Annotated in this window: 6 protein-coding genes; 1 reads left to right on the top strand and 5 read right to left on the bottom strand. The window is 65.9% G+C overall.

Going from position 1 to position 14,150, the window contains the following annotated elements; genetic code table 11:
* Positions 1–270 precede the first annotated feature (270 nt).
* The 4 genes from drmB to AAFF41_RS31695 are packed head-to-tail and all read right to left on the bottom strand — an operon-like array spanning position 271 to position 11,462.
* Positions 271–2,073, bottom strand: coding sequence for a DrmB family protein (gene drmB / locus AAFF41_RS31710; RefSeq protein WP_343325015.1), 1,803 nt, complete (start codon positions 2,071–2,073; stop codon positions 271–273).
* Positions 2,054–5,239, bottom strand: coding sequence for a helicase-related protein (locus tag AAFF41_RS31705; protein WP_343325014.1), 3,186 nt, complete (start codon positions 5,237–5,239; stop codon positions 2,054–2,056). Before AAFF41_RS31705 ends, drmB begins: the two co-directional genes overlap by 20 nt.
* On the bottom strand, positions 5,236–6,753 hold the full coding sequence (locus AAFF41_RS31700; protein WP_343325013.1) for a nuclease-related domain-containing DEAD/DEAH box helicase: 1,518 nt from the start codon (positions 6,751–6,753) through the stop codon (positions 5,236–5,238). Before AAFF41_RS31700 ends, AAFF41_RS31705 begins: the two co-directional genes overlap by 4 nt.
* Positions 6,750–11,462: a DEAD/DEAH box helicase gene (locus AAFF41_RS31695; protein WP_425526257.1), complete on the bottom strand. Its 4,713-nt coding sequence runs from the start codon at positions 11,460–11,462 to the stop codon at positions 6,750–6,752. The genes AAFF41_RS31700 and AAFF41_RS31695 overlap by 4 nt, the downstream gene beginning before the upstream one ends.
* 1,186 nt (positions 11,463–12,648) lie before the next feature.
* Here AAFF41_RS31695 and AAFF41_RS31690 point away from each other — a divergent pair.
* Positions 12,649–13,149: a hypothetical protein gene (locus tag AAFF41_RS31690; RefSeq protein WP_343325011.1), complete on the top strand. Its 501-nt coding sequence runs from the start codon at positions 12,649–12,651 to the stop codon at positions 13,147–13,149.
* Here AAFF41_RS31690 and AAFF41_RS31685 read toward each other — a convergent pair.
* A complete protein-coding gene (locus AAFF41_RS31685; RefSeq protein WP_343325010.1) occupies positions 13,064–13,897 on the bottom strand; it encodes an IS5 family transposase in 834 nt (277 codons plus the stop codon). The two genes, AAFF41_RS31690 and AAFF41_RS31685, sit on opposite strands and share 86 nt — an antisense overlap.
* Positions 13,898–14,150: the final 253 nt, after the last annotated feature.

Here is a 14,150-nt window from a genome sequence, read left to right as displayed (position 1 = left end):
GCTTGCGGACCATATGCGGACAGACGGAGCTAGTCGGGAGATCCGCACTCACCTGACCAACGCTTACGAGTGAGGCACACGGGGCCTCCGGAACTGTCGCAGCAGTGCAGCGCAGTAGATCGAACCCGTCGGCCAGCGAAAACCATAGGGGCTGCCGTGGACAGGCTGATCAGCACCTCGAGGTCCGGAGCGACGGTGACAGATCCCGCCTGGCAGTGACCGAGGATCGCTGCTTTGCGGCCCCAAAGCATGCGCTACGGGGCCGCAGGGTCACCTGGGCCGTCGGACGTCCGTCAGAACGTCGTCCAGCAGTCCTCTCACGTCGCTTCCGCCCAGGACCAGCTGTCGATCCAGCAGCCGGTTTCCGGTCTCGCAGGAGGTCTCACTCACCAGGGAGCACCCATGGCAGGCTGAGAGGTTCAGCTGTGAGGCTCCCTGACGGTCACTTTCGATGCAGACTGGGTCGTTGGAGCAGAAGTCCGCGTCGTCCAGGGCGGCCACCAGGAGTGGGATCAGCTTCTTGGGATCCCCGAGCCTGACGAGACCGCCGAGAGTCCCTTGGGCGTCCCCTGCCGCGGTATAGATCAGGATCCCGGCGGTCTTGTCCGTGCGGTCGGAGTTCGCGTAGATCCTTTCCTGCAGCGAGGCAGACGCGTAGCCGCTGGCGAACGCCAGCCGCCGGATGAGCAGGTGCGCCAGCGTGTGCAGGGCGATGTACCTGGGTTCCGGCACGTCAAGGCGGCCGGCCCAGGGAGAGTCGGCCCTTCTCGTCTTGAGGATGCCGGCGCGTGCCTGCACCCCCGGCTGTGCCTCCCATGCGGCGAGCTTCTCTTCGTCGAACCGCAGGAAGATTCCTTCACCGAACAGTTCGATCGCCGGATAGGTGGGCCGATATGACTGGTCCGCCCCCAAATCGGCGTTGATCAGCGTTGCTTCCGCGTCGTGGCGTCGGAACCCCTGCAGGGCACGGACCTCCCGAACCCGGCGTACCTGTCCGATGCCGCTGATCTTGGCGAGGAGGCTCTGCGGTCCCGCGAGCCCTTCGAGGCTTCTCCCGTCGACGACGAAGTCGCTTCCCGTGCGGTCGCGCCCTTCGTCGAGTTTCTTCAGGAACGCCGCCCACTCACCGTCCTTCAGGTCGAGCAGCAGCTCACTCGCGGGGTTTTCCTCCCCCGCCGCGACGCCGAGGACGGTTTCCGCCGTCACTCCGATATCGTCGGCAATCAGCTGCGCCAACACTTCCGACTGGGGTCCGCCGTTGTCGGTCACGACTTTCCCGAAGAGCATGTGACCACGGATCTTGTCGGCCATCTCCGCGGATTGCGGGCGTTCCTCCGGGATGTCGAGAGCCGAGATTTTCTCGACGATGTAGTTGCCGGTGGCACCACGCTGCACCGCAACCAGCTCATACGGGCAAGGCCTCTTGACGGAGGCCTCCGGCTCCCAGGGCTGCCGTCCCGCGCAACGAATCCCGTCGCGGTGCAGGGCCCCCTTCGTCACGAGTTCAGCGAGACTGCGCTCATTCCCGCACCCGTGACACTTCACCACCAGGGCCGCGAGGCCTTCGCCACGAGTGGCCAGCTTGCGGAACCTGAGCGCCTTGTAGTCACGGCAGAAGCGGACCGCCTCGTTCAGGCTCGCCGCACGCCCACGGTGTGCCCACTGGAACCAGTTGATGTCCTGGATGTGGCTGCCTTTTTCGCAGACGGCGACATATCGCATAGGTACGAGCGCGCCGCCGCAGTCGCAGGTGTTGCTCCACTTGCCTTTTTTCCTACCGGTCAGCTTCGAGAGCTTGTCGCAGCGCTCGCAGAACCGCCAAGCGGGAAAGCGCCAGTACGGCAGCGCAGGGGTTTCCTTTGCGGCCCGGCCCGCATGTGCGGGTGGTTGTCTCAGAACACCAGCACCAAGGCGGGCCATCAGACGCTCACAGCTGATCTCATGGGTGAACTTCTTGTCCCACCAGGACGTGTCCGGCGCCATGAGCGACTCGCCTCGCACGTCGACGATCGCTCCCACCCCGAACGGTGAGATCGTCTCGGAGAGGCGCAGGTCATGCTTGATCTTCTCCATGGTGCACCTCCTCCTGCGGTTCCTGGACCTCGACCGCCACATTGGGCTCCACGGACCTCATCGAGTCTGCGACGAGCCACCCTTCGCCGGGCTGGCCGAACTTCTTCAACAAAGCTGCCTGGTCTTTCTTCGTCCGCTGGTAGTACAGAGGCTCGTCCGACTCCCGTGCCTGGGCTGCCCGTCGGTCCCAATCCCTCAGGAGGCTCCATACGGCGGAGCGCGTTTCCGGGGCTTCGAGACCGTCGGCGCGCGTGACGTAGCCGAGGAACCGTTCCACGAGTCGATCGACCGCATCGCGAATCCTGTCGTCCCCGAGGTCGAACCGACCCGCCGCTTCCTTCGGGGCAAGCGTGGTGAACGACTGCCGCAGCAGCGCCACGAGCGCGCCGGCGAGCGATCGCTCGCGCGAGGCCAGCGACCACGGCGTGACGCTCGTGGGCTCCACGCTCCGGTAGAGGGCCTCGTGGTAGCCACGGAAGGTCTCGAAGTGCGACCGATCACGGGCCCTTCCCGACCGGAACAGCGTGACGACGACGCCCTTCGTGTCTCCACGTCCGACACGGCTCGTGGCCTGGATGTACTCGGCCGTGGTCTTCGGCTGCCCCACCATGAGCATCAGCGCGAGCCGCGGGATGTCGATGCCCACGGAGAGCATGTTCGACGAGAGGACCACGTCGACGGCCTCCGGCGACTCGTCGGCCCTGACCCTTAGCGCGCGGAGATCGTTCGGCAGCTCCTCGGCTCCGCGACGGCTCGTCAGTTCCAGGACCTTCCCCGCCCTGACGGGCCGCAGCGGGAAGCCGAGTCTCTCGGCTCGGGGCTCCAGACGACCGTTGACGTCGTCGATGACCAGCGTCCCGGTGCGTCCGAGCTCACGAAGACTGTTGTGGTACATGACCAGCGTCCAGTACGCGTCCCGTGACGCGGCGGACGGGGCGCGGGCGGCGAGCGCCTCCGGCATCTCCACCATGGGGGTGACGGCTGCGATGACGGCCGACGGCTGCGAGACCGACTGCGGCATCAGGCCGACGTAGAGACGTCCTTCTCCGCTCTCCACCGGGCGGGAGAAGAAGGTCCGGTCGTCGTCGAGTCCCGATGGCGGATACAGTGCGACCTCACGCCCGTACAGTCCCTCCACCTGCTCCTCGGACGCGCGGATGGTGGCCGTCGAGGCCACGATCTTGGGGCTGGAGCCCGACCGGCTCAGCAGGACCTGGATCACCGCGTCGAAGACGGCGACGGTGGTTCCGAGCGGCCCCGAGAGCAGGTGCAGCTCGTCCTGGATGATCATGGATGGTTGCCTGAAGGTGGTCCCGAGACCGAGCAGCCTGCCTGCTTCCGGCTTGAACTGCAGACGCGCGAACTTGTCGACGGTGGCCAGGAGGATCGTGGGCGGTTCCTTGTACAGCACCTCGTCGACGACAGCGAGCGGAAGCTCGCCGGCGAAGTCGCACGACGCGTCGACACAGTGGAGCACGACGTCCACGCCCTCCAGGCGCATGCCGTAGTCCTCTGGCTTGTCGCTCCTGAGCCTCGGCACCAAGGGCGTCAGACACCATGGGCAGCTCTCGACCTGGAACTCGTTCGCCTCTTCCGGACGCGCGGCCTTCTGAAGCCGCTTGAGTGCTTCACGTGCGTCTACTCGCGTGCCGGGGGTGACTTCGTTGCCCACCCACAGACCGATCGAGAACGGCGCCATGCCCTTCGCCCGGTCGTCCGTGGCCCGCAGCCGCTCCATCGCGCAGACCAGTGCCGCGGCCCGTTGGAACTGTTGAGAGGTCAGGAGCCGCAGGGTGTAGCGGGTGATGACGGCGGTTCCCCCGCCGGCAGTGCCGTGAGCGAGCCGTCGGCGGAACACCTCGATCGCGGCGAGACCCAGGTATGCCTCAGTCTTGCCGCCACCGGTCGGGAACCAGATGAGGTCGACGAGGTCCCGATCCTTGTGCCCCTCATCGACGGTGGAGGCCAGCGACACGAGCAGGAAGCCGAGCTGGAAGGGTCGCCACCGCGGCTCCGACACCTGCTCCTCCGGCTTCCCGCGGTTGATGGACGCCTGCCGCATCTGAAGACGCATGGCGGCAATGCCGAGGGAGAAGGCCGTTCGAAGGTCCTGTCGTCCCGGCGCCCGGAGGAGGTCTATGCCTTCCCTCATCCTGTCGACGGCGTCCTGCGAACGCTCGGCGATGCGGACGGCCACGGCCCTGTCGTCGCTGAATGCCTCCGCCCGTTCCATCTGTCGGGAGGCCCAGCCGGCGAACGCCTCGAGGAAGGCGTCCAACGATCGAAAGACCGCTTCGGGATTCTTGTCGATCTGCTGGAGGTGCCCCAGCTCCAAGGCCTCGGCCTCGGCCGTCCCTTCGTCGAACCCCGTGGTCTCGACGGCGGGCACCACGAAGGCCGGCACGGGCTCGAGGAAGACCTTGGTACAACGGTCCTCCGCGAAGTCCCAGTCCGCGGCCATTCCGTGCCCGACCGCGTAGACCTTTCGGTTGCGATAGCGCAGGCGCAGCTCGGCGGCTTCCGGGTCGGTGTCGATCGAGCGCGTGGTGTCGTACTCCAGGATCTCCGCCCCGGCGGAGGGAGCGGCGGCCAGGTGGACCTGGAACAGCGTCCGAGGGATGTCGAGTCGGTCGTCGCCCGTTGATTCGGTCAGGACCCGTACGTGGACGGTGACCAACGAGTCGCCCTGGAAGCCGCGCCAACGTGACCCGATCTCGACCGAGACTCCGCCCACGGAAAGGCGCTCGGGCCCCTTCCCTCGCCGGAGGTCGAGGCCGTCGACGGAGAACGGGGTACGCCGCCACCTGGGCGGCCCGTCTCCCTCGACAGCGGCGTACGTACCGCACGAGAAGTCGACGTCGACGGAGTCGCCGTCGGTGACGAAGGAGAGCGCGACGGACGAGGGCTTCCAGTCCTCGGCCAGGGGGGCCCCAGCCCCGCTCTCCTCGACATCGCCGTCGCCGTCGGGGACATCGGCCGATACCTCTTCGTACGTGTTCCCGTCGCCGTGAGAGCCTCGTGCCTCGGCTGCGACGGGGAAGAGCATGCCGACGGCGTACTGTCGGTGAGGCAGGTTCGCGGTGACCTCCTCGTCTCCGGCCTCGGGCCCCACGTAGGAGGCTCGGAGATGGTGGAGGGCCTCCTTTTGGGCCGCTGTGAGGTTCACTTCCCAACCTGCTTTCGAAGAAGTTCCTGGAGCCGCTTCTTGTCGTTCTTGGACGCGACCACGTGGAGCGTGACCCGCGCCCTCGTGACGGCCACGTAGAACGCGGCGAGTGCCCGGTCTTTGTATTCCTGGGGCAGGTCGCAGACGATGACGTGCTCTGCTTCCAGCCCCTTGGCATAGCGGGGGTTGGTCACGAGGAATCCGGCCTCGCTTCTGCGCGGCTCGGCGTCCTCGGACACACTGATGATCCAGATGTCCTGGCGACGGGCCCCGTTGGCCACGAGGTCTCGAGCCACGGTCTCGGCCGCGGACACACCGGCTGTCCCGTCGGACCACCGCCATTCCACTCGGTCGCCATGGACGATGCCCGGGTCCCCGACGTCGGCGCCGAGGTACTCCTGCACGACGTGGACGATCGCACGAGTGTTGCGCACGTTCCGGTCCAGGTCGTACTGGAGCGCCTCCTGCTGTACCAACTCGCATACGTCCGCGTCGAACTCGCCGTCGACGCGTGCTTGGTTGTTGGGGTCGAGGAACATCCTCCACCGGCCGCCTTCTCGACCCCCGCGGATCACAGCGTCCAAGGCATCCATGCCCTCGGCGTTCATGAGGTCCTGTGCCTCGTCGACGAAGACGACGTCGTACTGCTTGTCACCGGACAGGTCCGCGAACGGAAGGAGATCGATGTCTCTGCCCTCGATCCGCGGACCGAAGAAGTCGACCAGGGCGGGCGAGTGGAAGGTGATGAGCACCGACTTCCCTTCACCCGCCTCCTGCTTCGCGCCCTCCGCCAGCACCAGGGATTTCCCGGTGCCCGCGCCACCGAAGATGAGCATCCTCGGGTTCCGGGAGAGCGCGGCCAAGACCCTGGCCTGTCCCTCAGTCGCTCGATTCTGCTCCTCCAGCACGGCGCCCCGCTGCGCATCGATGACGGGCATCCTGGTGAACTCACCGAAGAGGCGCGCCCGGAGAGTCTCGGACCGGGAGACTCTGACTCCGTTGGGAGCGAGCCTCGCCTCGCCGGCAACCTTCTCGAAGGCTTCCGTCAGTGCGGCAATGCTCATCTGCTCCTTCGCCCACCAGTGGCTTCCCTTCCATTCGACGGCTGCCGGAGGCGCGTCTATGTCGGGGGTGAGGGCAACGGCCTCGGTCGCGAACCAACCGACCCCTTCCTCCCGGAGGATGTCGCGCAGCGCGTACATCGCCGACTGCGCCTGGTCCATCGGCGACTCGCGCAACTTCTTCCAGTCACCGTGGCGGTCGATGGAGTACCAGACGCCGTCGTACTTCCTGACGCCCCCGCCCTTGACCTCGACGATGACGACGACGCCGTTCCAGAGCACGACGAAGTCCGCTTCCCCCTGCTGCTTGACCGCGTGGCTCCGCAGCTTTACGGAGTGGAAGGCGACGGCGTCGGGAGGGCCGTCGATCGCTCGCAGCAGTCGGGCCACCCGCCGTTCGGCGTTGCTGGTGGTGGTCGTCTCGATGTCGGCGAGATCCGGTATGACGATCATGATCCCTGCTTCCGCCAGAGGCCCTCGTAGGCACGGAATCCGAGGAAGTCGTTGACCGCGCCGAAGTTGTCAGCGACGTCCACGATGAGGCACTCCTCCTTGCCGCCGTTCTCAGGACCACGCAGACCGCGGCCGGCCATCTGGATGTAGGCGCTGGGACTGAACGTGGGCCTCGCGATGTACAGAGCCCGGACGCCGGGCGCGTCGAATCCCTGGATCAGCAGGTCACAGTTGGCCAGAACCCTGATCTCGTTCCTCTTGAACCTCTCGATGACGTCACGGCGCGTCTGCCGTCCGGTCTGGCCGCTGACCGCCTCGGCCGTGACCTTTCGGTAACGCAGTGTCGCGGCGAGGACCTGGGCGGACAGGACGTTCGGCGTGAACACGAGGATCGGCCATTCCGGATCCCGCTTCAGGATGTCGTCCACGAGGATCTTCATGCGGGCCTGGTCCCGGCCGATGCGGTCGAGGACCTGGGGTTCGAGTTTGCGCAGGGACCGCACCTGTGCGAGTTCGTCCGGCTCCAGCGCGACCTTCACGCCGTCCAGCACTTCATGTCGGACTCTGGCGAGGACACCTCTCTTCGACAGCTCCGGGTAGGCGTTGCCGTCGAAGGCGCTCATCTTGTGGTGCCCGAAGCGGGCCGCCAGTTCCTTCGTCGGCTCGGTGACGTCGCCGCTGCCCTTGAACGGCGTCGCCGAAATGCCCACCAGGGGCCGTTCCCAGCTACGACCGTCGACTCCGAGCCATCTGAGAATCTTCGTGTACATCTTCGACCCGCCGGCCCGGTGCGCCTCGTCGATGAACACCGCGGAGGCCCTGCTCAGCCACTCGTACTCAGGAGTGTCGGCCACCCGGTCGAGCTTGGCGTCGGTGGCCACGACCACGCTGAACTCGGTGTCGGGTTCGTGGACGACGTTGGTGTTCCAGAGCCGGCCGATCGTCAACGGACGCTCGTCCCCGAGCCAACGCCAGACGGTCCCGAACGTCTGGACCGCCTGCTCGCAGAGCTCTTCCGACTGCGCGATCCAGAGCACGGTCCCGCTCACGTCGCCGTCGACGAACAGCCGCAGCACGGTTTCGGTGGCCACCCGGGTCTTCCCGGCTCCCGTCGGGAGCTCCACCATGCCCTTGAGCGCACGACCGTCCCGTCCCCGGGACGTCAGGACCTGTTCCAGTTCCTCCCTGATCTTCTCCTGGAAGTCGTGCAGGGGCTTGAGCTTCACGGCACCGGGCACGACGAACTCATCGTCCTGGTGTCGGGTGCGACGGCCGGCGTACTTGGCGCCGAACCCCATCTTCCGAAGCCAGGCGACGGTCGACGCTCCCCCGGCCCATGTCGTGGGAACGTCCGTGTACCCCTCGGCGCTGAACTCCTCCGCGAGAAGCTTGATCGAGTCGCTGCCGTAGACAGTCAGGAAGAGCTCGGCGACAGACGTGGAGCCGTCCACCAGGCCTTGGCCCTCAAGCGCCTGCCAAAGCCCTTTCGGCAGGTTCTCCTTCAGCGTGTCGTCACCGATGTAGATCGCCAGCCGCTCCACGTCACTGGACGCGGCCCGGGCGTCCTGCCGTTGCGTCTCCAGATGTTGGTCGACGCTAGCCTGGAGGATGTCGCTCAACTCGGTGTTCGACAGGCGCAGGTCGAATGCCTCGTTGACGATCTGCAGGACACGACGTTCGTCGAGTTCTGCCTGGACCACCAGGGTCATTCCCTGACAATGCCACTCGAGCGACTGGTCCTCGACACCGTCCTCTGTGGTCACACGCTTCGTGATCTGGACGGCCTTCGCCACGGTCGCGTTCGTGACCTTGTCCTCGACGAACGTAGAACGCAGTCCGGTGTACAGGTCGATGACGCGCTCCTCGACCTGCTGGCCGTCGACCAAGAGCGAGAAGGAGAAGCTGTCCTCGAACCGTCGGCATCCGACCACGTCGACGAACTCGTCCGCTTCGCCCTCATCCACCTTGAGGTACGGCTTCTGCCTCAAGGTGAGGAACTCGCGTTCCTCCTCGGTCGTCGCCAAGTACACCGCATCGGGACGCCTCCTCTCGATGACGCGTCCCACCCGGGCGGGGATGAACATGGGATGCCCGTTCGGGAATGCGAACCGACTCGCGGTGAGGACGAATCCCGTCAGGGCCACGTTGCTGATTTGCGAGGTGACCTCCGCCTCGAGCGCTTCACGCAGGACCTCCACAGGGACCTCGCCCAGGTCCTTGGGCAGCTGCAGGGCGTCCTCGACGTGGCGCGGCCCTCGGAAGAGAGGCAGCAGGGCCTCGTACTCGACGAGAGACGCGGAGACAACGCGGTCGGGAGTCCGGTAGCCGCGAGCCGACTTCAGCAGGCCGGCTCGGCCAGCCGCCCATCGAACAGGGGACAGGACCCGGTGGCTGAGCCCCGTGTCGATGTCCGTGCAGAGCCAGTGACCTGCCTGGTCGAGCCTGAGCAGTCCTTCCGTCCACCGCTCGCGTACGAGTTCGGACGCGCCCGCGTCCTCCAACATCAGGAGTACCGAGAAGGGACCGGGGCCGTCCCCCCTGTCGAACTCGACCTGCTCAACGAGGCGCTCTCCGGGCCCAAGCCTCCGGTTCACCTCGTCCAGCACGTACTGGCAGTAGTCCTCGAAGTGGACCTCGTCCTCGAGCGAGTACGAGCCGACCGGCTCGGTGATGACGCCTGCCGCGTGTGCGAGCTGGGGAACACACTTCGTCCGGTCCAGAACTCGATCGGGAGCGCCGTCGCCAAGGCCGTCGATGTCCAGCACGTACGTGGGTGAAGCCCAACCACCTTCGCGTGTCGGAACCTTGAGAGCGCCCGCCTTGTTGCCCGCCACGACCTTCTGGGCCTGTGCCATGGGCACATCGGTGGCAGCGTCCCAGAACTTCGGGAGCTCGTCGTCCTCGGCCTCCGGCGACAGCCTGGCCATCCTGGCCTCGAACATCGAGAGCGGATCGAGGTCCCGGAAGCCTCTGTCCCCGAGCTTCTTTTCGACGCCAGGAACGGCCAGGAAGTCCGGATCGACGAAGCACGCTCCTTCAATGTCGACATCCTCCGCACGATGGAGGAAGACCCGGTCACGGTCCTTGATGGACAACATGCCACCGGTCGTCGGTATGACCTTCGCCGGACCGAAGCCGTTGGAATTGCGCAGCACGAAATCGAGCGCCTTCGCTGCAGAGGCCACGTCGGGCCCCTCCGCCCACTCACGCAGCCAGGACAGGACACCTCGCTTGGGGATCCTCTCCAACGCCTTCAAATCATCTCTGGGCCGTGAGTCGGCGAAGGCGGGGGAGACGCTGCACACGTAGAGCGCCCTCAAGCGAGTCACACGCTGCTGACCGTTGGCATAACAACGCCAGTGCGGCACGGCGTCGTCGGTGTGGGGCGATTGGATCCACTCTTCGTGGTCACGTTCGGAAGCCTCACTGACGCCGAAGTCGAGGGGACGGAGCTCCGGCGGCGTGCGTAGCACGCCGGTCGCGTCGGGGATCAGAGCCTTCTCGGAACCGAGCTGCGGTACATGGGCGCAGAGGATCTCGTCGCCGAACGAGTGGGTCTCACGGCCACGGGCCGGCATGTAGTCCAGGTGTGCTGCCGGATCGTCGACGGACGAGACCTTCGGCAGCATGTCGAGGAACATTCCCGAGAGAGTCACGAGGATCTCCCGGTTGTACGTGTTCGAAAGCAGGGTGGTGCGGTCGTCGTTGACGCTCCAGGGGGCGTTGAAAAGGGCGGACGCCGATGTCCTGTCCTGGAGCGGGAAGTACGACCAGAACTCGCCCGTTCTCAGTTGTGCGAAGCGTGCCGGCATCGCAACCGTGACCTTCATTCGGTCACGTGACACCGCTTCGCCGACTTCGATCCGAGCCTCGGGGCTCGGTGCATGCATTCGGTTGTCGACATACCACTCTTCGTGGTCACCGTCTGGGCGCTCGATCCGAAACCTGCCGTCCCCCAGCTCCCGCGACACATGACTCGTCACGAAGTTCGCGTCGGCTCCGATTACCCGGAGCCGGATCTCACGCACCGAGTTGACGAAGAGGAGGAACTCGGACCGAAATTCCTCGATCTCCTTCTTGAGATTCTCCAGCCTCGTCGCATGCGGCAATCTGACTACCGTCACCGCCCACTCCGCCAGCTCGGCAAGGATCGGATCCTTGACGAACTCGACCTCCGCGTCGATCCGGGTCAGGGTCCTCAGAATCGGAAGTCTCTTGGAGGCGGGCCCGATCGTCGCGATCGCCGCCTTCGCCTTTGACGAGTTGAACTCGAAGGCGACCGATCGGCTGAACACCTGTGGACTATCGGTGACCGCGAGCACCGATTTGAAGCCGAGTCCGAACCGCCCGATCTCGTCGCCTCGCTTACCACTGAGATGCGCATGGGCCAGCGTGGTGAGGCCGCTTCGGGAGAACGGACGGCCGGCGTTCGCGCAGTACAGTGTCTGGCGGTCAAGATCGAGGACGATCTCGACTCGCCCTGCCCCCTCCTCGTGCTCGGCAGCCCCCGACATGGCGTCAGCTGCATTCTGCACCAGTTCCAGAAGTGTGCGATTCGAGTAACCGCCGACCCGGATGGACTCCTCTTGGTTGGCGTGCTCCGTAATCAGGTTCGGATTCGCACGATACGAATCGATCGCCCGCCCGAAGAGGTCATCAACCTCGCGGACCAACCCGGCGTCGGGGACCCACTCGGCACGTTTGTTCATCACGACTACACCGCCTCAACTGCTGTCACCACGATGCACCGCTGACAGCCCTGCATTTACGTGGCTCCTGAACTACGATCGCCCTGTTTCTGCTAATGCGTTTCATCGCACGCCGTCGGGCCTGCTGCGGACAGTAAGAACAGCCACCGACAGGTCGGTTCTTGTGGCCTTGGCGGACGAGCCGTGGTCATCCGGCGTCCGAACGTCCAACTCAGTGCAGGTCGATGACTTGGGGCCCTAACCCGCTCTGCAACCAGCGCGTCCTGATGTCAGCGATCGGGTTTACAGGCTGGCATCGCGCATTCATTGCAGGGATCAGCCGAACGTATCGCTCCAACGTGCCGATGTTCAGGGTGGACCCAGACCTCAAGCCACTGAGGCGCGGCCGACTGCCCTGGAAGCGGAAGCCTTCGACATCGACCCTGCATGGACCGCGCCGCGGGAGTGGTCCTGCCAGCTCCAGCGGGGTGCAGCCGGGTCTCCTCGTGTGTGACTGCAGGATCAATGAAGCGCCCGAGCCCCCCGCCTGACCCCCCGCCAGGCACGCACAACGACCTTCACAAGTCCCCCTCTTTCATGGAGCTTAAGCGTTCAATAAAACGCCATGACAGGGAACCCCTGTTACCGATTCGCAATCTATGTGCGGCATGCGGATGCGTCGCAGCAGAGGCATCGCGTCATCAAGAAGTTTGCCTGCCAGACAAAAAGCCCCGCACCGGGAGCTACCTCGACCGAACCAACCGGCCACCTCGACGGCGATCCACGTCTGGCGCCGCACCTCGGTGGCACATGAATCGATCTTCACAAATCCCTATGTCTCGTGCCCTGTTCAAGGGTTCAGGAACCCCTCAGGAAGCGGAAGCCGTTTTGCCGAATCAGCTGAGCCCAGTGGGGCACACCACCGAGAGAGTGCGCCCCTTGTGCGCCCCCGTACCACCCCACCGGATCACGGAACGGCTCACGGCATGCGGCATGGCTCCGATCTCACGGGAACACTCTCGTCCGGAGCTGAGCCATAGGCGAACAGGACCGCGTACAACGGCGGCATCCCCAAGGGTGACGACATGGCCTGAGAAGGCTTCTCGAAACCGAGTGTGGTGGCTGAGTTTGTGCTGGTCAGGCATGATGCTGGGGTGGGTGAGGTAGGTCCGGTGCGTCCGTGGAGGTGGCGTGCTGGAGGTGTGTGATGGCATCGGTGTTGGGGCGGCTGGAGGAGCGGGAACGTGCGGCCCGGAAGCGGGTGGAGGAGTTGCAGACCGAACTGGAGGCGGCGCAGTCGGAGTGGGACGAGTGGCTGATCGCCCGCAGGCGGGTCGGCGAGGTGTGGGACGCGGGTGAGACCGCAGGCCAGAAGGCTGTGGCGGGGAAGCCGCCGGAAGGGAACGAGGCCAGGACGCTGTCGGCGGTGAAGCCCGGGTCGCTGGTTCCGGTCTGGCGGGAGGGGCTGTCGACCGACGTGTTGGCGCCGGAATATCAGCAGGTCATGGGCCTGCTGGCTGAACGTCGCGTCAATGGCGGTGAGCCACTGAACTGCCGTGAGATCACTGCCTTGTTGGGGCTGGAGGTGGTTCCTGCGAAGGTCGAGGGCGTGCGGTGCAAGCTCAAGAGGCTCGTTGCGCGGGGATGGGCGCACGAGCCGGCACCGGGCCGGTTCGCCTGCGGCGACGGCCGAGGCGGCGGGTCATGACCATGGTCATCGACCACAGGATCATCGCCTCCGACGACGCGGGCAGCCGCTCGTAGTCGCGGGCCAGGCGCCGGGAGCGGGTGAGCCAGGCGAAGGTCCGCTCGACGATCCACCGTTTGGGTAGCACAACGAAGCCTTTGTGGCCGTCGCTGCGGCGGATGACGGTCAGCATCAGGTTCAAGGCGGTCGTGCACCAGCCCACCAGCATGCCGGTGTATCCGCTGTCCGCCCATACGCGCCTGAGCCGGTGATGCCGTCTGGTGGTCTGGGCCAGGAGGTCCTGGGCGGCGTCCCGGTCCCCCGTCGAGGCGGGGGTGACCATGACGGCCAGGATCAGGCCGAGGGTGTCCACCACGATGTGCCGCTTGCGCCCTTTGATCTTCTTCCCGCCGTCATAGCCGCTGGTCGCCGCCTCGACCGTCGACGTGCCCTTCGCGGACTGCGAGTCGATCACCCCCGCCGTCGGCTCCGCGTCCCGGCCCTCCGCTTCACGGGTCGCAGCGCGGAGCCGGTCGTGGAACTCGCCGGTCAGCCCCTGCTTGCGCCAGCGGGTGAAGAACCGGTGCACCGCCTTCCACGGCGGGTAATCGGCAGGCAGCGCAGGCCACTTCACGCCGTTGTCCACCACATACCGGATCGCGTCGAGTATGTCCCGGTGGCAGTACTCCTCCGGCCGGCCGCCCCGGCCCTCGGCCCACGCGGGCTTCGGGATCATGCCGCGGACCGCCGCCCACTCCGCGTCCCTCATGTCGGTCGGATAGCAGTGCCCGCCTGACGGATGGTCCGCGGCGTTGCCGTACGTGTGGGCGAAGCAGTCGCACTTCCGTGTGTCCGGAATGGACTCTTTCACAGCAGACCGATACAACTGCGGCAACAGGGCCTCCTGGTGAGCAGTGGCGTAGACACCCTCTGTGCTACCGAGAGGCCCTGCCTTCATGCCGCCGCGCGGCCCCAATCACCTGAACAGCACACCCGTACGCCCCTCCCAACCCCACACTCGG

Source organism: Streptomyces mirabilis (assembly GCF_039503195.1).
In the GTDB taxonomy this organism is placed as follows: Bacteria; Actinomycetota; Actinomycetes; order Streptomycetales; family Streptomycetaceae; genus Streptomyces; species Streptomyces mirabilis_D.
Note: the sequence above shows the minus strand (reverse complement) of the source record. Positions and strands in the feature narration are given on the sequence as shown.

Coding starts and splice junctions, on each gene's coding strand:
- AAFF41_RS31695 (WP_425526257.1), bottom strand. CDS start 11,462: ATGAACAAACGTGCCGAGTGGGTCCCCGACGCCGGGTTGGTCCGCGAG.
- AAFF41_RS31690 (WP_343325011.1), top strand. CDS start 12,649: ATGGCATCGGTGTTGGGGCGGCTGGAGGAGCGGGAACGTGCGGCCCGG.
- AAFF41_RS31700 (WP_343325013.1), bottom strand. CDS start 6,753: ATGATCGTCATACCGGATCTCGCCGACATCGAGACGACCACCACCAGC.
- AAFF41_RS31685 (WP_343325010.1), bottom strand. CDS start 13,897: ATGAGGGACGCGGAGTGGGCGGCGGTCCGCGGCATGATCCCGAAGCCC.
- drmB (WP_343325015.1), bottom strand. CDS start 2,073: ATGGAGAAGATCAAGCATGACCTGCGCCTCTCCGAGACGATCTCACCG.